We start from the raw sequence: 21,985 nt of genomic DNA on the forward strand, positions 1-21,985 counted from the left end.
GCCGTCATGTTGGCTGAAACAACTGGTTTGATACTCCTGCATGCGTTTGAGTGTAACAGCACTTAAGGGTGTGAAGCCAGGTAAAGTCGGCAGAACTGCTCCTAAGTGAAGTAGCTAATTCATATGGAAAAGGATATGCCGGAACGCCATAAACTATCTATGGTGAGAATGTCTCAAAGAAGAGACTGACGAACTTGCGAATGTACGGGTCTAAACGAAGACGTATCAGAAATGATATAAGGTTGCGACCGCAACGAATGTTACCGATAAGTAAGAGTCGTTACTATGAACGTCGGGATAGCGAACGAGGACGCTATAAATATTCAGGCTCACAGTAAGCACCTAAGGATAGAAATGTAAGGCTAGAATTATTGGAACGTGGAAAGCGAGAAACACTCATATCAAACGACTGTTATCGGGGTGTTGGATATAAGATAAGTTATCGAAATTCCTTAATTCTCGTGAGAGTAGGGGCACAGTACCGATGAAGCGTCTAATACACGTGGAGGGATAGCCCCAAGACTTGCTCTTTGACAATTAAATACTAGAATAAATGAAACTCACAAGGTCGAGTAAGATGATGGGACTAACAGCAGTTAGGAGATGAGCCATCAGTGAGTACACTATTACGATATTATGAATACTATCAGATGCAAGAAACGTTTGATTGGCTTTATCAACGTAGTTTGACCAATCAGACTTTCGGTATCAATCTTTATGATATTATAATTTCTGAGAATAATATCTTACTAGCTTATCGCACTATAAAATCAAATACAGGTTCGAAGACAGCTGGTATAGATAGACAAACTATCCAAGATTTCACCATAAAGAATCAAGATGAATTTATCAAAGAAATCAGACTAACAATGAAGGACTACAAGCCTCAGATGGTTAGACGAGTAGATATTCCCAAACCAAACGGAAAAACGAGACCATTGGGAATACCTACAATGAGAGATAGACTAATTCAACAGATGATAAAGCAGGTTTTGGAACCCATTTGCGAAGCCAAATTTTACAAACATTCCTATGGTTTCCGTCCAAATCGCTCTACTCATCATGCAATAGCTAGATGTCAGTTTCTGATGAATCAGTCAACCTTTCACCATGTAGTTGATATTGATATTCAGGGATTCTTCGATAATGTCAATCATACCAAGCTACTCAAGCAAATGTATACAATCGGTATAAAAGATAAGAGGGTGTTAGCTATTATTGGGAAAATGCTAAAAGCACCAATAGTCTATCAAGGTATTCCCCATAAAGGAACACCCCAAGGGGCAATACTCTCCCCCTCTATTATCTAATATTGTACTGAACGATTTAGACCAGTGGATAGCTAGTCAATGGGAGAATTTTCCGACACAGCGTCAATATACAAAATTAAACAAATATCCTGCTTTACAACAAACAAAGCTTAAAGAAATGTATATTGTACGGTATGCAGATGATTTTAAGATATTCACTAAGAACCATAAGACAGCTTGGAAAGTATTTCATGCAGTAGAGGGCTATGTTAAAGTTCACCTCAAGCTGAACATTTCCAAAGAAAAGTCCAAGGTAACGAACTTGAGAAGGAGAAGCTCTGAATTTCTTGGTTTTGAATTAAAGGCTATCAAGAAACATAAGAAATATATAGCCAGAACAACCGTCTCAAGTAAGAATAAAAAGATTATCAGAGAGAAGATAGTCAGACACCTGAAAACAATACAAAGTAGCCCTACATGGCAGAATGTTAGTCTCTATAACAATTATATCTTAGGCGTACATAGATACTATGGTATTGCGACACAGGTCAGTGCTGTTTTCTCTAAATTAGCCTATTCTCTTCTTTATACACAATACAATCATTTGAAGAATATAGGAAAGTATGAGATTCCAAGAAGTCCTCCTGAAGTTTATAGGAAATTTTATAAAAATAAAATGAGGACGTTCAAAATTGGCTCTACATACCTCTATCCATTAGCGGCTGTCAAATGGCGAATGGCTAGAAATTTTACTCAGAAGCTATGTCCCTACACTATTGAGGGACGAAACCTGATATATAAACAGCTAAAGCCAAATGTCGTTACAGAGTTACAAGAACTCCAAAAGTTAACACACGAGACGATGACCTTAGAATTTGGAGATAATCGTTTATCAAAATATTCCATGCAACATGGAAGGTGCCGAATTACAGGACAATTCTTGAAAGCAGGGGACATTCACTGTCATCACATTATCCCTAAATATTTGGGAGGGACAGATAGGTTTGATAATCTAGTTATTATCCATAAGTGGCTACATAAACTAATTCATGCGGTTGAGCCTCAAATGATTGAAAAGTATAAACGACCATTCAATTTGACTGGAAAACAAATTGAAAGAGTAAACTATTATCGTGAAAAATGTAATTTAACTAGTATTTAATGCAAAGAGGAAGTTGGAACGCCGTATGCGGTGAAAGTCGCACGTACGGTGTGGAGCAGGGGAAAAGCTAGAGAATGAACGGATTATTGTTTGCAAGAATAATCGACTTTCAAAAGCTTACCTATTGCTATGCTATGAGACCAAAGAAGTGACTAACACCCTTGTTTCTCCAGAACCTAAGAAACAAAACTTAAACAAAGACAAGGTGGACATCAATGGGAAGCCCATGCTAGTGGGAACTCAAAATTTCTATACTCTCTCATGGGACTTGGACCAATACCGAGGGATTAAAGCAGACAACTCTCAGATTGCACAAGGTTTTTACTTTGTGGATGATTATCCAGAAGAAGCTTTATTGCCAGATGAAACAGCTATTCAGGTTATCACATCTGATGGCAAAACAGTTTCAGGAATCACGGTGAAGTCCTATGCTCAATTATCAGAAGCTCCTAACTCCTTACAAGCAGCCCTTTCTAAACGAAAGATTCAGCCTAAAGGAGCTTTCCAAGTTTTCATTCCTGAAGACCCACAAGCCTTTTATAACTCTTATGTGACCAAGGGGGAGAATATTACTATTGTCACTCCGATGACGGTTTTGGAAACCATGATTAATTCAGGGAAGTCTTATGAAAACGTGGCCTATCAGGTGGATTTTGGACAAGCTTATGAAACCAATACGGTGATCAATTTCGTCCCTAAAGTAACTCCACATAAGTCTAATACCAATCAAGAAGGCATTTCAATTGATGGAAAGACTGTCCTTCCGAATACAGTTAATTATTACAAAATTGTCTTGGATTACAGTCAATACAAGGACATGGTCGTGACGGATGATGTTCTTGTCAAGGGATTTTACATGGTAGACGATTACCCAGAAGAAGCCCTTTCCCTAAATCCTGATGGCATTCAGATTTTAGATAAGGATGGCAATCGTGTATCTGGTATCTCTGTCAACACATACGCTAGTTTATCAGAAGTTCCAAAAATTGTTCAAGATGCCATGGCTCAACGACAGTTTACACCTAAAGGAGCTATTCAAGTCTTAAGCGCTGAGGATCCAAAAGCTTTTTATGAGACCTATGTCAAGACTGGTCAAACCTTAGTTGTCACGCTTCCGATGACGGTTAAAAATGATCTGACCAAAACAGGTGCTCAGTATGAAAATACAGCCTATCAGATTGATTTTGGCTTGGCCTATGTCACGGAAACAGTGGTCAATAATGTTCCCAAATTAGACCCACAAAAGGATGTGGTGGTTGACTTGTCTCATAAAAATAACAGCCTTGATGGGAAAGAAGTGGCCTTGAATCAAATCTTTAACTATCGCTTAGTTGGAGCGATGATTCCAAGCAATCGTGCGACAGAGTTATTTGAATATGGTTTTGAAGATAACTATGTTGAAAAGCATGATGAGTATAATGGTGTTTATCGCAGCTATCTGATGACGGATGTTACCCTCAAAGACGGTTCTGTCTTAAAAGAAGGAACGGAAGTCACGAAATATACTTTGCAACAGGTGGATACAGAAAATGGCCTCGTGTCAATTTCATTTGATAAATCCTTCTTAGAGACTATCTCTGATGATTCAGCCTTTCAGGCAGATGTTTACCTGCAGATGAAACGCATTGCGACTGGTCAGGTGGAGAATACCTATCTCCATACAGTGAATGGCTATGTTATCAGCTCAAATACAGTTGTAACACATACACCTAAACCTGAAGAACCAAGTCCAAATCAACCTACCCCACCTCAACCACCGATTGAGACTATTGAACCGCCTGTTCCAGCAAGCATTTTGCCAAATACAGGGGAACAGGAATCCATTTTGGGCTTGATTGGAGCCGGTATTCTACTTGGTACGGCTTATGGACTGAAGAAAAAGGAGGAGAAGTAGATGAATCCAAAAACCATTTATGAAAAGGATTCGGACCATGATGGTTTGACAGATGCTCAGGAACTGGCTTTAGGAACCAATCCGCAGTCTGTTGACACAGATGGTGATGGTCAAGCTGATTTAGAAGAGCTACAATCTGGACATTCACCACTAGTCCCACTAAAGGAGTTGTACGATGACTTGGAACTTTGACACCATGAAAGAGGCTTTGTCTGAAATGGAGAAGGACGATTACCAAGAGTTTATCAAAGCCTTTCTCTCTTTGGAATTAAGTATTTCTGATAGAACAATCCTCAATCAGGTTTATCAAGATTATATGGATGAAGATGACCTGTCCTTGATTAGTGATGAGCTACGAGTTAAAGTGGATGGTTATCAGGATGAAGCACAGGCGGATATGACTGATATTCTGGAAAAGCTGTACCGAACAGGTGAAGGCTCTAGTTTTATTATGGATCTAATGTCTTCAAACAGTCTTTCGGACACCTTGGAACAGTATGAAGTTTTAGATAGTGACGATTATTCACCACTTAGCCTTGAAACCTTACAGGCCATGATTCAACAGGACTTGGCCATTTCCAGTCAGGATTATTTTGGAGATCTGGTTCACCTTGCCTTGAAAAAAGATTTACTAGACCAGAAAAGTCAATTCTTACAACACTATGTGACAACTGTAATGGAAGCTATTCCGCAAGAAAGAGACCAACGAGCCTTGGTCCTAGATTAACACAAAGGGCTGAGAAACACTCTCAGTCTTTTTAAAATGGGAGGAAAAATGAATCAAGAAGTCTTACTACAAATGATGAGAGCCACCATTCCTCGTGACAGATCCTTGCTTGAGGCGTTTTTATACTACCAAGCAGAACATTTTGATGAGGAGTGGGATAGTCTTATTCGTCATTTTTTAACCAATAGGCAAGAAATAAATAAGTCTGTTCAGGTACTTCACTTTGAGACAGATGTTTCAGCTTTTGTTCGGGCAAGTCCTTATGATACTGCTCATGATCTATTGACCTATACACAAGTATTCGGCCAAACTGGCCTCCAAAAACTTGACAAATTATCGCCGTCTGAAAAAGACTTGGTGATAGAAGTGGCCTTGTTTAATCTGGCCACTCGTTTTCAATTATTAGACTCAAATGGTCACTACCAAACCATATCGCCGGATTCACTCTTACAAAAGAGTAGGGGAGCTAATTTGGTCAATGTTTACCGTGTGGCTAATAATTTAGCGGATCGGATCAGCCGAGATATTGAACAGTTTCTCTTGAATTACGTGCCTGATCTTGAAACAGTTCAAGAAATAGAAGAAACTGTTGATGAGCACAAAAAAAGTGTTCATCAAGCAATATCTTTTCGAGAAGAGGACTCTCTGGTTATTGCTAGTTTGGATGTAGATTTGTCTCAACTAGATGTTCAAACAGGAAAAACAAGTCATCTGCCAGCTTATGAAGAGTTATCTTTACGACGTAAATTTGAGATACTAACCTATTTTGACCAGATTCGAAATGAACGTTACAAAGCCCCAAGTTTTAGACGAGGTAATTTTGACACTGAAATGGAAATGATACCAGTCTATGAAGGAGAAGAGTTACTAACCTATCTAGAGGCTAATGGTAGTCCCTATGAGCTGAAGCGAACGTTGACTACAGTCGAAGAAAAGGAATTAGAAAAAATTGGACAAGCCATTAGGGCAGAAAATCAAGAAAAATTGACTCAAGTGGGGATTGAGCTATCTCAGTTTGACCCAGACCAAATCGGTATTTTATTGGATGCGGTAGGTCGTTTTCGTTTGAAAAATTCGGACCTTGCTTTATTAGGTGGTTATCCAAAAGCTACGGTAACTCAACTAGTCTTTGCGACAGAACTACTCCAAATGGGATTGAGTCATGAAAAAATTGAATTTTTCTTTGGTAGCCAGCTTTCCATTGAAGAGCTGCGACAAATTGCCTACGCCTTTTTACACCAAGAACTTAGCAGAGAAGATGCGGAACAATTTGAAAAAGATAAAGGCAATCAGCCAGATTTAACCCTTAGAGATTGGATAAGCAAGCTAGAGAAAGCTGAGGGAAAAGAAGTAGTTGATGAAGAATTTGCGGAAAACCCACTAGTCCAGAGAGTATTGGACACTTTTCCTCTGGGGTCATTGGTTTCCTATAAGGGACAGGACTTTGAGGTTATGTCGGTCAGCGATGCTCGATTGAACGGTTTGATTCGGATTGAGTTAGTCAATGACTTTTCGGATATCATTGAAGAAAATCCAGTTCTTTATGTGAGAACCTGGGAAGAAGTCAGTCAGGCACTTCATCAGCCAAAGGCAGAACCACAAACAGAGTTAGAAGACGCTGACCAAGAATTAAACCTTTTTTCATTTCTCGAAGAGGAGCCAGTTCAGAGTATTGGACTATTGGAACCAGATGGTTCAGAAAAAGGTCATAACGATACTGATTTTGAAGAATCAGATAATCAAATTCCTGAAGAGGAAGTAGTCGAAACAATTCCAGAGATTCCATTAACGGACTTCTATTTTCCAGAAGATATGACGGACTTTTATCCTAAGACTGCTAGAGATAAGGTTGAGACAAATATTGCGGCAATTCGTTTGGTTAAAACACTTGAAACGGAGCGTCGTCAGGCAAGTACAAGTGAACAAGAACTCCTTGCCAAGTATGTAGGCTGGGGTGGACTTGCCAATGATTTCTTTGATGACTATAATCCAAAATTTTCCAAGGAACGAGAGGAACTGAAAAGCCTAGTCACAGATAAAGAGTATTCGGATATGAAACAGTCCTCTCTGACAGCCTATTACACAGACCCTGCCCTGATCCGTCAGATGTGGGATAAGTTGGAAAGAGATGGCTTTACGGGTGGTAAAATCCTAGATCCTTCCATGGGAACAGGGAATTTCTTTGCGGCTATGCCCAAACAGTTAAGAGAAAAGAGTGAGCTATATGGCGTAGAGCTAGATACCATTACAGGAGCTATTGCCAAACACCTTCATCCCAATAGTCATATTGAAATTAAGGGCTTTGAGATGGTGGCTTTTAACGACAATAGTTTTGATTTGGTGATTTCAAATGTGCCATTTGCCAATATACGAATTGCGGATAACAGGTACGATAAGCCTTATATGATTCATGATTATTTTGTCAAAAAGTCGCTTGATTTAGTCCATGATGGTGGACAAGTAGCGATTATCTCTTCAACAGGAACCATGGATAAGCGAACAGAAAACATCTTACAAGATATTCGTGAGACAACCGAATTTCTTGGTGGGGTTCGACTGCCTGATTCTGCATTTAAGGCCATTGCAGGAACCACTGTAACAACGGATATGTTGTTCTTCCAGAAACACCTGAACAAGGTATATGTGACAGATGATTTAGCTTTTTCAGGTTCCATTCGTTATGAAAAGGATAGTCGCATTTGGCTCAATCCATACTTTGATGGAGAATACAATAGCCAAGTGCTAGGAACCTATGAAGTTAGAAACTATAACGGTGGAACACTTTCTGTTAAGGGGACTAGTGATAACCTCATCGCTAGTGTTCAAACTGCTCTAAATCAAGTAATAGCTCCAAGAGAGATAGATAGAAATGAGGTCATCATTAACCCAAATGTGTTGATCGAACAAGTCATTGATACCTCCATTCCAGCTGAAATGAGGGAGAATCTAGGTCAGTACAGTTTTGGTTATCAGGGTTCTACGGTTTACTATCGAGATAACAAAGGCATTCGAGTGGGGACCAAGACAGAAGAAATCAGTTATTATGTCGATGAAGAGGGCAACTTTAAGGCATGGGACACCAAGCATTCTCAAAAACAGATTGATCGCTTTAATGCCTTAGAAGTGACTGATAGCACAGCTCTGGATGTCTATGTGACCGATGATGCAGCAAAACGTGGTCAGTTTAAGGGATATTATAAAAAGACAGTTTTCTATGAAGCTCCTTTGTCTGAGAAAGAAGTAGCACGAATCAAAGGAATGGTCGATATTCGCAATGCCTACCAAGAAGTTATTGCCATTCAACGCTATTATGATTATGATAAGGAGATTTTTAACCACTTGTTAGGTAAACTCAATCGTACCTATGATAGCTTTGTCAAACGCTATGGGTATTTGAATAGTGCAGTGAACCGCAATCTTTTCGATAGTGATGATAAGTATTCGCTTCTTGCTAGTTTGGAAGATGAACGTCTGGATCCAAGTGGAAAGTCTGTTATCTATACTAAATCTCTTGCCTTTGAGAAGGCCTTAGTGCGTCCTGAAAAAGAGGTTAAAAAGGTACATACTGCCCTTGATGCCTTAAATTCCAGCTTGGCTGACGGACGTGGTGTCGATTTCGTTTATATGATGTCTATCTATCAGGTTGAATCGAAGATGACTTTGATTGAGGAATTAGGCGACCTCATTATGCCTGATCCTGAGAAGTATTTGAATGGGGAATTGACCTATGTTTCTCGCCAAGACTTTCTGTCAGGTGATGTGGTTACCAAGTTAGAAGTGGTGGATCTATTCGTCAAACAAGACAATCAGGACTTTAACTGGTCACATTATGCAGGACTTCTAGAAGCTATCAAACCAGCACGTATTACTTTAGCAGACATTGATTATCGAATCGGTTCACGCTGGATTCCTTTGTCTGTTTACGGAAAATTTGCCCAAGAAACCTTTATGGGGAAAGCCTATGAACTGTCAGACCAAGAAGTAGCAACAGTCTTTGAAGTCAGTCCCATTGACGGGGTTATCACTTACCAATCTAAGTTTGCCTACACCTATTCCAACGCAACGGATAGGAGTCTAGGTGTCCCTGCTTCACGCTATGATAGTGGTCGAAAAATCTTTGAAAATCTTCTGAATTCCAATCAACCAACGATTACAAAACAAGTTGTCGAAGGGGATAAGAAAAAGAATGTAACGGATGTAGAGAAAACAACGGTCCTACGTGCCAAGGAAACACACCTACAAGAACTCTTTCAAGATTTTGTAGCAAAATATCCAGAAGTCCAACAGTTGATTGAAGACACCTATAACAGTCTCTATAATCGTACAGTATCTAAGGTTTATGACGGTAGCCATTTAACCATTGATGGACTTGCTCAGAATATCTCCTTACGCCCTCACCAAAAGAATGCCATTCAACGGATTGTGGAGGAAAAACGAGCCCTCCTAGCTCATGAAGTCGGGTCTGGAAAAACCTTGACTATGCTTGGAGCTGGTTTCAAATTGAAAGAACTCGGAATGGTACATAAGCCTCTCTATGTGGTGCCGTCTAGTCTGACTGCTCAGTTTGGTCAAGAAATTATGAAGTTCTTCCCAACCAAGAAAGTCTATGTGACTACTAAGAAAGACTTTGCCAAAGCCAAACGCAAGCAGTTTGTGTCTCGGATTATTACAGGGGACTATGATGCCATTGTCATTGGGGATTCCCAGTTTGAGAAGATACCGATGAGTCGAGAGAAGCAAGTCACCTATATTAATGACAAACTCGAGCAACTCAGAGAAATCAAGCTAGGAAGTGACAGTGATTATACAGTGAAAGAAGCGGAGCGTTCGATTAAGGGACTAGAACACCAGCTGGAAGAACTCCAAAAGCTGGAGCGAGATACCTTTATCGAATTTGAAAACCTTGGCATTGATTTTCTCTTTGTGGATGAGGCTCATCACTTCAAGAATATCCGTCCAATCACTGGACTTGGGAATGTCGCGGGAATTACCAATACCACTTCAAAAAAGAACGTGGATATGGAGATGAAGGTGAGACAAGTTCAGGCAGAGCATGGAGATAGAAATGTCGTTTTTGCGACAGGAACACCAGTTTCTAACTCTATTAGTGAACTTTTCACCATGATGAATTACATTCAACCTGATGTCTTGGAACGATACCAGGTATCGAATTTTGACTCCTGGGTTGGTGCTTTTGGAAATATCGAAAACTCTATGGAACTAGCCCCGACAGGTGATAAATACCAACCTAAGAAACGGTTCAAGAAATTTGTCAATCTGCCTGAACTTATGCGTATTTACAAGGAAACAGCAGATATTCAGACTTCAGATATGCTTGATTTACCTGTACCTGAAGCTAAGATTATTGCGGTGGAAAGCGAGTTAACGCAAGCTCAGAAATACTATTTAGAAGAACTGGTAGAGCGTTCAGACGCTATCAAGTCAGGTAGTGTTGATCCAAGTAGAGATAATATGTTAAAGATAACCGGGGAAGCTAGAAAACTAGCCATTGATATGCGGTTGATTGACCCTGCTTATACCTTATCAGACAATCAGAAAATCCTTCAAGTCGTTGATAATGTCGAGCGGATTTACCGTGAAGGAGCTGAAGACAAAGCCACTCAGATGATTTTCTCTGATATTGGAACTCCTAAAAGTAAGGAAGAAGGGTTTGATGTCTACAATGAACTCAAAGACCTACTGGTAGATCGAGGGATTCCCAAAGAACAGATTGCTTTTGTGCATGATGCCAATACCGATGAGAAGAAAAATTCCCTATCACGAAAAGTCAATAGTGGAGAAGTACGGATTCTCATGGCTTCTACGGAAAAAGGAGGGACGGGTCTAAACGTGCAATCACGCATGAAAGCTGTCCACCACTTAGATGTTCCATGGCGTCCCTCTGATGTAGGACGGATTTTGCGGACATTCAAAATAAAAAAGAATGTGGAGGTAACAGACAATGGCAAAATCATTATTTGAGGAACTGGGCGGCAAATACGAAAGGCAAGGGGATTATTTGATACCGTGCTTAACTGTACCCGCCGAAGAAGAACAGGCAATAGGCATCTGGGGGCAACGGCATTTAGATTATCTAAAACAGTACCGTAAAGTTACATACACCAATCTTCTTACAAGCGGCAGGCTAAACGCCTACCTTGCCGACATCAACAGACAGGCACAGGAACGCTTTGAAAGGCTCATAGAGGGTATGAAACAGGCACAGGGCATAACGGAACAGCTAAAGGCAGAAAACGCCTTAGAATGGACAGGATGCCTCAATAACATAAGGGCTTGTGCGAGGGAGATTGTGGAAAAGGAAATTATTTTTGCATAAACAGATGATTAGTGGCAGGGGGAAATCCTGCCGCTTTTTCTGCTTTAGTTTGTCAGCTTGACAAATAAAGGGTTAAGGAATATAATTAGATTCAGTATTATACAAGGAGTTAATAAATATGCGGCAAGGTATTCTTAAATAAACTGTCAATTTGATAGTGGGAACAAAAAGTAGCAGTCCCGTTTCACTTTTAATATGGGGCTTAGTTTTTTGTACCCAGTTTAAGAATACTTTTATCATGTAATTTTATATGCCCGAAAACATATAAGTGTTTTGGGGCTATTGGAGTTATTTACCCAGTGATAGGAGTATTTATCACTGGGTATTTTTATGCCCTTTTTTGGGTGTTGATAGGAGGAAAATCACATGAAAATAATTAACTTAGGCATTCTGGCTCACGTTGACGCAGGAAAGACAACATTAACGGAAAGTTTATTGTATACCAGTGGTGCAATTGCAGAACTAGGGAGCGTAGATGAAGGCACAACAAGGACAGATACAATGAATTTGGAGCGTCAAAGGGGAATCACTATCCAGACAGCAGTGACATCTTTTCAGTGGGAGGATGTAAAAGTCAACATTATAGATACGCCAGGCCATATGGATTTTTTGGCGGAAGTATACCGTTCTTTATCCGTATTAGACGGAGCAGTATTATTAGTTTCTGCAAAGGATGGCATACAGGCACAGACCCGTATACTGTTTCATGCACTACAGATAATGAAGATTCCGACAATTTTTTTCATCAATAAAATTGACCAAGAGGGGATTGATTTGCCAATGGTATATCGGGAAATGAAAGCAAAGCTTTCTTCGGAAATTATAGTGAAGCAAAAGGTTGGGCAGCATCCCCATATAAATGTAACGGACAATGACGATATGGAACAGTGGGATGCGGTAATTATGGGAAACGATGAACTATTAGAGAAATATATGTCAGGGAAACCGTTTAAAATGTCAGAACTGGAACAGGAAGAAAACAGGAGATTCCAAAACGGAACGTTATTTCCCGTTTATCACGGAAGCGCTAAAAACAATCTGGGGATTCGGCAGCTTATAGAAGTAATTGCCAGTAAATTTTATTCATCAACGCCTGAAGGTCAATCTGAACTATGCGGGCAGGTTTTTAAGATTGAATATTCAGAGAAAAGGCGGCGTTTTGTTTATGTGCGTATATATAGCGGAACATTGCATTTGAGGGATGTTATTAGAATATCTGAAAAAGAGAAAATAAAAATCACAGAGATGTGTGTTCCGACAAACGGTGAATTATATTCATCCGATACAGCCTGCTCTGGTGATATTGTAATTTTACCAAATGATGTTTTGCAGCTAAACAGTATTTTGGGGAACGAAATACTGTTGCCGCAGAGAAAATTTATTGAAAATCCTCTCCCTATGCTCCAAACAACGATTGCAGTAAAGAAATCTGAACAGCGGGAAATATTGCTTGGGGCACTTACAGAAATTTCAGATGGCGACCCTCTTTTAAAATATTATGTGGATACTACAACGCATGAGATTATACTTTCTTTTTTGAGGAATGTGCAGATGGAAGTCATTTGTGCCATCCTTGAGGAAAAATATCATGTGGAGGCAGAAATAAAAGAGCCTACTGTTATATATATGGAAAGACCGCTTAGAAAAGCAGAATATACCATCCACATAGAAGTCCCGCCAAATCCTTTCTGGGCTTCTGTCGGGTTGTCCATAGAGCCGCTCCCTATTGGAAGCGGAGTGCAGTATGAAAGCAGAGTTTCACTTGGATATTTAAATCAATCGTTCCAAAATGCGGTTATGGAGGGGGTTCTTTATGGCTGCGAGCAGGGGCTGTATGGATGGAAAGTGACAGACTGTAAAATCTGTTTTGAATATGGATTGTATTATAGTCCTGTAAGTACCCCCGCAGACTTTCGGCTGCTTTCCCCTATCGTATTGGAGCAGGCTTTAAAAAAAGCAGGGACAGAACTATTAGAGCCATATCTCCACTTTGAAATTTATGCACCGCAGGAATATCTCTCACGGGCGTATCATGATGCTCCAAGGTATTGTGCAGATATTGTAAGTACTCAGATAAAGAATGACGAGGTCATTCTGAAAGGAGAAATCCCTGCTAGATGTATTCAAGAATACAGGAACGATTTAACTTATTTCACAAATGGGCAGGGAGTCTGCTTGACAGAGTTAAAAGGATACCAGCCAGCTATTGGTAAATTTATTTGCCAACCCCGCCGCCCGAATAGCCGTATAGATAAGGTTCGGCATATGTTCCACAAGTTAGCTTAACAGCTTGCAAAAGTCATATAAAATGAGATTTGAAAGGATTAGAGACTAATTATGATGAAATGCGAATGGATATTGTGTCCTGTTTGTGGGAGCAAAACCCGTAATAAAATTAGGAAGGACACTGTTTTGGAGAATTATCCCCTTTATTGTCCAAAATGCAGACAAGAAAGATTGATTAAAGTTGACAACTTGAAGATAACTGTCATCAAAGAGCCAGACGCTTAAGACGCAGAGCCGATGAAATTGTGGAACAATTCACGAATCATCGGCTCTTTTTGTTTCGTATTTGAAAGAACAAACTCACCAAATAAAAAAAACGATATTCGGGTGGGTTATTTTGTTATACCCTAAATTACCCTCTGAATTTGTTTTTAAATTTGGAGGGATTTTTTTATGTCCTTTTTTCGGGCAGTTATCTATCTGCTCATACGAAGCAAAATTTATCAATACATAGCATATCAGAGAACGGCAGGAAACCAGTTAAAAAAATTTCTGCCAGTGCAACGGTACTTCTCACCTTGAAAGTAGAAGTACAATCTCCATACAATAGAATTACTATTTCCTATAACCGTAAAGGTCACAGAGCCTTTGCGGTTTTTCTTTTGTCGATTTTTGTTGGAAAGTGCCGTAGGGCTGTTTCTGATATGCGGTGTCGTTCTCCGCCTCTCCATCTGGATTTTTTACATTTCAAAAATTCAGATGGGAGGTATTTATGGTGAAATATGCACCAAGAAAGGTATATATCAGAGAAAGTGGCGGCTATGTGGAATTATCCTACACGGAGTTCTGCCGTTGCAGGGAATCCGACCAGACCTATATGGACAAGCTGTTTATCCCCATTCAAGGCTGTCTGCTTGAAGTCGTGAGGGAGCAATACACAGACTTCTACCGTGACAAGGAACGGTGGCGTTATCTGCAAAAATTAGATACAAAGAATAGACTGCTATCTCTCGACGGATTTACGGACAGCGAGGGGAATCCTCTGGACTTTATCACTGATGAAGCGGTGGACATTGCAGAAACCGTTGTCAATGCGGTCATGGTGGACAGGCTGAAAGCCGCCCTGCCTTTGCTGTCGGATAGTGAACAGGAGCTGATACAGGCAATCTTTTTTGACGGACTTTCCGAGCGTGAAGTCGGGGCGAGGTTGGGCATAACCCAGAGCGTTGTAAACAAACGCAAAGCCAGAATCCTAATAAAACTAAGAAAGATAATAGAAAATTAAAATTTAAGGCGTTCAGCCCCCTTGTTTTTTCCTTTGGGAAGATGAGGGGGCTTTTCTCTGCCCTCTCAATCAATTCTGATTGGAGGAAGTAAGAATGGCATACAACCACGGACGGGAGGACAGGAAATGGCGTATCTGGAAAGAAGCGGAGGAAAAGCTGCTGCGTGAGTGCGGCGTTGATGAAGCGACCATTGAGCAGATACGCATGGCGGACAGGGCAGACTTCAATTCCAACAGGCGGTTTTACCGATGGACGAATGACGTTGCGGAATATCTTGAGGACATGGCAGGCAGGGAGCGGCAGGCGGAAGTGGGTACGGTTGCGGAGTTACTGGAAGAGATTGAGAGCGAAAATCTCTATCAAGTATTAGTCACGGTGGACGGGCGTACCTTGAAAATCGTCCTGCTGAAAATGCAGGGGTATTCCACAAAGGAGATTGCCCCGCTTGTGCATTTGACGACTGGTGCCATCTATGCGAGGTTAGACCATCTGCGGAAGAAGCTGCGGAAAATTTTATAGCTTCTAAAACAGCCTGCCATCCTGCGGGCTACTGGGTGAGGGATGGAAATCCCCTCACTCATTTTTTGCAGGAGGACAACAGGATGGCATACAGGGTTAAGGCATACACGCTTCGGGAGGAATCCACGGAAAGCGGCACAAGGTATTTTATCAGCTTTAAGGACGGGCAGGGCAAATCCCACGAGTTGGAAGTGTCGGAACAGTTCTTTATGGAGTTTCGGCAGATGGAGCGCAGGAACAGGAATCTTTTCTAATGGGACGAGCGGCACAGGGAGTTTAACGAGGTATGGGACGAAACCCTTTACAGACGGGCGTTGCGTGTGCCTAAGAGCCTTGATGAACGCATGGTTGAGGAAGAACGGAATGAAACGCTCTATAAGGCGGTTGGGAGCCTTCCAGAGATACAAAGGCGGCGTTTCCTGCTCTACTACGAGTATGAGTTCAATTTTTACCAAATCGCCGCTATGGAGCATTGCACCGCTTCGGCAATACAGAAATCTGTTGCGATTGCAAAGGAGAAAGTAAAGGCGGAAATTGAAGAAATATCTCCAACCGTGACCGACACCGCCCGAAAAAGAAATCTGTTTTTTATTTGTGTGGGATTGGCGGCATTACATACTCTCACTTTTTTCCGTGGGAGTAAATCTATTTTTAAGGAGGTCAACGCCTATGTGCAACGAAAACAAAGACACCGCCCGAAAGGAGGAAAGCCATGCAGAAGTTACAGACAGTCAACGCCGAAACGCTCCTTTATGAACCGCTTGAGAAACCATCCTTTGTGGTGGACAGCCTTATCCCGACAGGCTTATCGCTGTTCTGCGGCTCACAGAAGATAGGCAAAAGCTGGCTCATGCTGAAGCTATGCTTATGCGTGTCGCAGGGAATCCCTTTATGGGATATGCCGACAATGGAGGGCGATGTGCTTTACCTCTGCCTTGAGGACACGTTCTGCCGCATACAGGACAGGTTATTTCGTTTGACGGACGAAGCAAGCGGGCGGCTCCACTTTGCCGTGGCAAGCTGCAAGCTGTCAGACGGTCTTATCGTGCAGCTTGAAGATTATCTGAAAGATTACCCAGACAGCAGGCTCATTGTCATTGATACCTTGCAGAAAGTCCGTACAGCTTCAAAAGACAATGCCTATGCAAGCGACTATGGGGACATCTCCCTCATCAAAGACTTTGCCGACAGGCACTCTCTGGCGGTCATTGTCGTACACCACATCCGAAAGCAGAATGACAGCGACGTGTTCAACAAGGTGTCTGGGACGACAGGATTAACGGGGAGTGCGGACGCTACCTTTGTTCTGGAAAAGGAGAAACGTGCGTCTGACACCGCCAAGCTGTATGTGACGGGCAGGGACACGCCTTATCAGGAATACACGCTGCGTTTCCGTGATTGCCGTTGGGAGCTTGTGGAGCGGAAAACGCAGGAGCAGCTTGCGAAAGAAACGATACCAGATGTCCTTTTTCGGTTGGTGGATTTTATGAGGGATAAGGAAGAATGGATAGGCACGGCAACGGAACTGTTAGCCGCTATGGGGGAAACGGAAACCATACCCACGGTGATTACGAAATGGCTGAATGAATACCGCACCACATTTTTAAGCGAGAACCGTATCTGCTACCAGTACAGCCGCAGGAAAGACGGCAGGCGGATTGCCCTTGCAAGGAGGGCGGGTGACAGCGGTGATGGTGGTGACAGCGATATTAGGATACCCCCCTGTTACTGTCATTGACGCTTAAAGCCATGTAAAGCTGGCGGCTCTGCCCTGCGGGTGACAGCAGTGACGGTGGTGACAGTGATTTTAGGATACCCTGCCGCTGTCATCCCTACGGGAGAACACCCCGTAAACGCAAAATGCAGGCGTGAGATTTACTCGCCCTTTTCGGTCGTGTAAAACCACCCCTGCGGTCAGAAAAATCATTCCGATTTTTCCGACTGCGTTTACAGGGTGTAACACACTACACTTTGCCCTGCAAAGTCGTGTGCCAGACGTTCCCTCTGGACTCCCTTAAGGCAGGGCTGTGCCCTGCTATCCTACGCCTTACGGCTTCGGATAAAAGAATGGCGGCATGACGGTGACGGCTCTTGCGAGGGGGGTATCCCAAAAACACCGTCATCATCGACATGACCGTCATGCAGGGGGTGAGGGTGACAGTTGCGGCAGTCGGCAGGGGGTATCCCAAAACTGCTGTCACCACCGTCACCGCTGTCACCCCAAAGGACGGTCACCCGCCGAAAGAAAGGAGGAATCCGCCTATGCCTTATGCAATCCTGCGTTTCCAGAAACGAAAAGCGGGCGGCGTTGCGGCTTGTGAACGCCACAACGAGCGGAAGAAAGAAGCCTACAAAAGCAACCCAGATATAGATATGGAACGCTCTAAAAACAATTACCATCTCATAGCACCACCAAAGTACACCTACAAGAAAGAGATTAACCGCATGGTAGCCGAAGCGGGGTGCAGGACAAGGAAAGACAGCGTGATGATGGTGGAAACGCTCATCACAGCTTCACCAGAATTTATGAACCAGTTACCGCCCGAAGAACAAAAAGCGTATTTCCAGACGGCTCTTGACTTCATTTCGGAGCGTGTTGGAAAGCAGAATATCCTCTCCGCTGTCGTCCATATGGACGAGAGAACGCCCCATATGCACCTCTGCTTTGTGCCGATTACGCCAGACAATAAGCTGTCAGCGAAAGCTATCTTAGGCAACCAGAAATCATTATCCGAGTGGCAGACCGCCTACCATGAGCGGATGTCCTCACGGTGGAATCAGCTTGAACGGGGGCAGTCCTCAATGGAAACCAAGCGGAAACACGTCCCCACATGGCTCTATAAATTAGGCGGCAGGCTTGATAAACAGTATGAAGAAATCGTGTCTGCCCTATCCGACATCAACGCCTTTAACGCAGGGAAGAAAAGGGATAAAGCGTTAGATTTACTCTCTGCATGGCTGCCAGACGTGGAGAAATTCTCTAAGGAAATCGGGAAACAGCAGGCGTATATCGACAGTTTGAAAGAGAGAATTGGGCAGGAATCAGACTATGCGGGGCGTATGCGTGATGAAAAGTACGAGCAGGAACTAAAGGTGCAGAAAGCGAATCAGAAGATATTTGAATTGCAGAGAACCAACGAGCAGATGGGGCGGCTGCTGTCAAAAATACCGCCCGAAGTGTTGGAAGAATTGCAGAAAAATCATAGAAGCAGAGCGAAAGAAAGGTAGATATGTGAATGAAGAAACAGGATTTTAAGGTGTTAAAGACCAAAGACTTGTACCCGTTCCCCGACAATCCGTTTCATGTGGCAGAAGATGAAACACTGTCAGAGTTAGCGGAAAGCATCAAGGAATTTGGCATTGTCACGCCGATAATCACACGCCCGAAAGAGGACGGGGACGGTTATGAAGTGATTGCAGGACAGCGGCGTGTCCGTGCTTCTGAACTTGCAGGGATAAATACCGTGCCTGCGTTTGTCCTGCCCTTAGACCGTGACCGAGCCATCATCACCCTTGTAGACAGCAATTTGCAGCGTGAGAATATCCTGCCATCGGAGCGGGCGTTTGCTTACAAGATGAAATCCGAAGCCATGAAGCGGCAGGGTTTCCGCACAGACTTAACCTCGTCACAAGTTGTGACGAAGTTGCGGACGGACGACAAGGTGGCACAGGGCTTCGGCGTGGGCAGGATGACCGTGCAGCGTTTTATCCGCCTGACGGAACTGATACCGCCGATTTTGCAGATGGTGGACGAGGGGAAAATCGCCCTCACGCCTGCGGTGGAACTGTCCTTCTTGAAGAAAGACGAGCAGGAAAACCTCTTTGCCACGATGGAGAGCGAAGAAGCAACGCCCTCACTCTCACAGGCACAGCGGATGAAACAGTTAAGCCAGAGCGGGCGGCTTGACATGGATACGATATTTGCGATTATGACGGAGGAAAAGGGCAACCAGAAAGAAACCTTGAAAATCAACACAAGCAAGCTGAAAAAATACTTTCCGAAGAACACAACGCCGAAGCAGATGGAGGAAACCATCATCAAACTTTTGGAGCGTGAGTTGCAGAGGAAACGCAACCGTGACAGCCGCTAATCTTCTTTTTTCGGGAAGTAAATACAGAGAGTTGAGGTATGGAGAATGAGAGAAATCCAGTATGAAATCGTAAAGGAAATCGCAGTATTGTCTACGGGCGACAGTGGCTACACAAAGGAAATCAATCTCATTTCATGGAATGGGAAAGAGCCGAAGTATGACATCCGCAGCTTTTCCCCGAACCGTGAAAAGTGCGGCAAGGGAATCACGCTGAACGCTGATGAAGCGGCGGCACTCCTTAAAGCATTACAGAAAGAATTAAACAGCGAGGATTAATGGTATCTGATTGGCAGGGCGGGGACATTTCCAAACTCTTCCCTGCCCTGTCTGGAAAGGAAGATTTAAGTATGGGCGAGGATAAGAAAGCAGATAAAAAGAGAAAGCGTATCGTGCCAAAAGCACCAGTGCAGATGATAATCAGCCGTGAATATGTCGGCACACAGACCGTTACAGAAGCGTTTGTCCCGATTATCTCCGAGGATATTCGGAAGAAGATTGCCGAGGGCGACACCTTCGACAATGAGGGGCTGTCCGCTTAGAATGTACGCAATGGGACATGAAAACAGATAGGACAGATACGGAGGTTTTACAGTATGGCAGGAATCAAAGAAGAAAAGAAAATCTATTTAGTCGGCATTTATTGCCGCTTATCTAAAGACGATGGTACGGATAACGAGAGTGCGAGCATTGCGACACAGAAATCCATCCTCACGGATTATGTGAAAAAGCAGGGATGGCACATAGCAAAAACGTATGTGGACGATGGTTATTCTGGTACAAATTTCCAAAGACCAAGTTTCCAGAATATGATAAAAGACATTGAAAGCGGTCTGATAAACTGCGTGATTACGAAAGATTTATCCCGTCTGGGGAGAAACTATCTTGATTGTGGGTTATATCTGGAAGTTTTCTTCCCAGAGCATAACGTGAGGTATATAGCGGTCAATGACGGCGTAGATACCTTGAATAAATCTGCTATGGACATCACGCCTTTCCGCAACATTTTAAACGAAATGTATGCCGCTGACATATCTGTTAAGATAAAATCGGCATATCGGGCGAGGTTTCAACAGGGGAAATTCATGGGAACTACCGCCCCTTATGGCTATATCAAAGACCCTGCCGACCACAACCATCTGCTGATAGATGATAAAGTGGCACATGTTGTAAAAGAGATATTCGACCTTGCATTAAAAGGGAATGGAGTTGCCAAAATTTGCAGACATCTTAATAAACAGCATATCCTACGCCCTGCCGCTTATGCGGCGGAGCGTGGCGAAACAGGCTTTGAACGTCATTTTGAGGGGAACGAGGACAAACGCTATATTTGGAGTGGGAACAGCGTGAGGAGCATTTTAAGAAGCCCGATATATGCGGGAAATCTTGTAGGCTACAAACGGATTGCCGCCAATATGAAAAGCAAGAAACGCCCCTCTAAGCTGCCCGAAGAATGGGAAGTGATACCCAATACCCATGAGGGAATAGTCACGCAGGAGGAATTTGATATTGTCCAACAGCTTATTACAAGTCGTAGGCTTCCACAGAACAAGGGAGGATTTGTAAATATTTTTGCAGGCGTTATCAAGTGTGTGGACTGCGGATGTGCTCTGCGGGCAATGAACGTACACAGGAGGAAACGCCCAGAGATTATCGACTGTGTACAGTATTCATGTAATAATTATGCAAGAAACGGAAGAAGCGAGTGTAGTGCCCACAATATAGAAGCAAGGGATTTATTCAATGCCGTTCTTGCCGACATCAACTGTTTTGCGGATATGGCAGTGAATGATGAAAAGGCGGTCAGGGCCATAGAAAAGCGGCTCACGGAAACAGACCAGAGCAGGGCGAAAGCATTAGAGAAAGAACGTAAGAAGCTGAACAAACGCCTTGCGGAACTGGACAGGCTGTTTTCCTCTCTCTACGAGGATAAGGTCATGGAGCGTATTACCGAGCGGAATTTTGAGATGATGTCGGGGAAATACCAGAAAGAGCAGCTTGAAATTGAAGCAAGGCTGAAAGAGGTGACGGAAACTCTTAATGAAAGCTACGAGAAATCACGGGGAATCCGTGACTTCCTCGCCCTTATCCGAAATTATCAAGGCTTAAAAGAACTGGATGCAACAGTTATAAACGCACTCATAGACAAGATACTTGTTTCGGAGCGTGAGAAGATGGCAGACGGAACAGTGAAGCAGGAAATCAAGATTTACTATAAATTCATCGGCTTTGTCGATGAATTACATATCATACCTACAAAACGGTGGGCAGCAATGCCCGCTAAAAATTGTACGGTGTGCGGCGTTGAATATGTCCCGGGCTCTGGTGCATCAAGGTATTGTCCTGCTTGTGCCAAGAAGATACGGAGGGAGAAATCAAACGAGAGCAAACGCAGGAGCAGAGAACAGAAAAGGATAGCATGTATGAACTGTCCGCAAAAAATGACCGACTGAACTACAACAAGTGAGAACAACTAGCAGGAGACAGTCTTCTGCT

Annotated in this window: 16 protein-coding genes and 2 pseudogenes; all 18 read left to right on the top strand. The window is 42.8% G+C overall.

Going from position 1 to position 21,985, the window contains the following annotated elements; translation table 11 throughout:
* Nucleotides 1–614: 614 nt before the first annotated feature.
* The 18 genes and pseudogenes from BVE84_RS11230 (at nt 615) to BVE84_RS04415 (ending at nt 21,942) form a co-directional block, all read left to right on the top strand.
* A complete protein-coding gene (locus BVE84_RS11230) occupies nt 615–1,310 on the top strand; it encodes a reverse transcriptase domain-containing protein (RefSeq protein ID WP_256765658.1) in 696 nt (231 codons plus the stop codon).
* A gap of 7 nt (nt 1,311–1,317) precedes the next feature.
* Nucleotides 1,318–2,412 (top strand): group II intron reverse transcriptase, encoded by a 1,095-nt coding sequence (locus tag BVE84_RS04325; protein WP_265588622.1) that lies wholly within the window; start codon nt 1,318–1,320, stop codon nt 2,410–2,412.
* Nucleotides 2,413–2,545: 133 nt separating this feature from the next.
* Nucleotides 2,546–4,306: pseudogene (locus tag BVE84_RS04330) on the top strand (SspB-related isopeptide-forming adhesin); the annotation flags it as partial.
* Complete coding sequence (locus BVE84_RS04335; RefSeq protein ID WP_013851924.1) at nt 4,307–4,498, top strand: calcium-binding protein; 192 nt, start codon at nt 4,307–4,309, stop codon at nt 4,496–4,498.
* Nucleotides 4,482–5,033, top strand: coding sequence for a hypothetical protein (locus BVE84_RS04340; RefSeq protein ID WP_076995852.1), 552 nt, complete (start codon nt 4,482–4,484; stop codon nt 5,031–5,033). Before BVE84_RS04335 ends, BVE84_RS04340 begins: the two co-directional genes overlap by 17 nt.
* 48 nt (nt 5,034–5,081) lie before the next feature.
* Nucleotides 5,082–11,015: an SNF2-related protein gene (locus BVE84_RS04345; RefSeq protein WP_076995853.1), complete on the top strand. Its 5,934-nt coding sequence runs from the start codon at nt 5,082–5,084 to the stop codon at nt 11,013–11,015.
* Nucleotides 10,996–11,370, top strand: coding sequence for a TnpV protein (locus tag BVE84_RS04350; RefSeq protein WP_001129922.1), 375 nt, complete (start codon nt 10,996–10,998; stop codon nt 11,368–11,370). The genes BVE84_RS04345 and BVE84_RS04350 overlap by 20 nt, the downstream gene beginning before the upstream one ends.
* A 366-nt stretch (nt 11,371–11,736) precedes the next feature.
* Nucleotides 11,737–13,656, top strand: coding sequence for a tetracycline resistance ribosomal protection protein Tet(O) (gene tet(O), locus BVE84_RS04355; RefSeq protein ID WP_076995854.1), 1,920 nt, complete (start codon nt 11,737–11,739; stop codon nt 13,654–13,656).
* A 54-nt stretch (nt 13,657–13,710) separates the two neighbouring features.
* Nucleotides 13,711–13,881 carry a cysteine-rich KTR domain-containing protein gene (locus tag BVE84_RS04360; RefSeq protein WP_004614788.1) on the top strand — a complete coding sequence of 57 codons (171 nt, stop codon included), beginning with the start codon at nt 13,711–13,713 and terminating at the stop codon, nt 13,879–13,881.
* Nucleotides 13,882–14,368: 487 nt separating this feature from the next.
* Nucleotides 14,369–14,881, top strand: a complete 513-nt coding sequence (locus BVE84_RS04375; protein WP_000241709.1) for a sigma-70 family RNA polymerase sigma factor — start codon at nt 14,369–14,371, stop codon at nt 14,879–14,881.
* Nucleotides 14,882–15,086: 205 nt separating this feature from the next.
* Nucleotides 15,087–15,401 (top strand): RNA polymerase sigma factor, encoded by a 315-nt coding sequence (locus BVE84_RS04380; RefSeq protein WP_425274934.1) that lies wholly within the window; start codon nt 15,087–15,089, stop codon nt 15,399–15,401.
* Nucleotides 15,402–15,484: 83 nt separating this feature from the next.
* A pseudogene (locus BVE84_RS11305) lies at nt 15,485–15,959 on the top strand (RNA polymerase sigma factor).
* Between the two features lie 154 nt (nt 15,960–16,113).
* Nucleotides 16,114–17,139 (top strand): AAA family ATPase, encoded by a 1,026-nt coding sequence (locus BVE84_RS04390; RefSeq protein ID WP_001170964.1) that lies wholly within the window; start codon nt 16,114–16,116, stop codon nt 17,137–17,139.
* A 524-nt stretch (nt 17,140–17,663) separates the two neighbouring features.
* The gene (mobV, locus tag BVE84_RS04395; RefSeq protein ID WP_001820668.1) at nt 17,664–18,629 is read left to right on the top strand and encodes a MobV family relaxase; all 966 of its coding nucleotides are present in this window, start codon (nt 17,664–17,666) and stop codon (nt 18,627–18,629) included.
* Nucleotides 18,630–18,637: 8 nt separating this feature from the next.
* Complete coding sequence (locus BVE84_RS04400) at nt 18,638–19,492, top strand: ParB/RepB/Spo0J family partition protein (RefSeq protein ID WP_000743700.1); 855 nt, start codon at nt 18,638–18,640, stop codon at nt 19,490–19,492.
* A gap of 45 nt (nt 19,493–19,537) precedes the next feature.
* Nucleotides 19,538–19,768, top strand: coding sequence for a YdbC family protein (locus BVE84_RS04405; protein WP_001206986.1), 231 nt, complete (start codon nt 19,538–19,540; stop codon nt 19,766–19,768).
* Nucleotides 19,768–20,031: a hypothetical protein gene (locus tag BVE84_RS04410; RefSeq protein WP_000253176.1), complete on the top strand. Its 264-nt coding sequence runs from the start codon at nt 19,768–19,770 to the stop codon at nt 20,029–20,031. Before BVE84_RS04405 ends, BVE84_RS04410 begins: the two co-directional genes overlap by 1 nt.
* 54 nt (nt 20,032–20,085) lie before the next feature.
* Nucleotides 20,086–21,942: a recombinase family protein gene (locus BVE84_RS04415; RefSeq protein WP_001820670.1), complete on the top strand. Its 1,857-nt coding sequence runs from the start codon at nt 20,086–20,088 to the stop codon at nt 21,940–21,942.
* The last annotated feature ends 43 nt before the right edge of the window (nt 21,943–21,985 follow it).

The organism is Streptococcus azizii, assembly GCF_001984715.1.
Classification (GTDB): domain Bacteria; phylum Bacillota; class Bacilli; order Lactobacillales; family Streptococcaceae; genus Streptococcus; species Streptococcus azizii.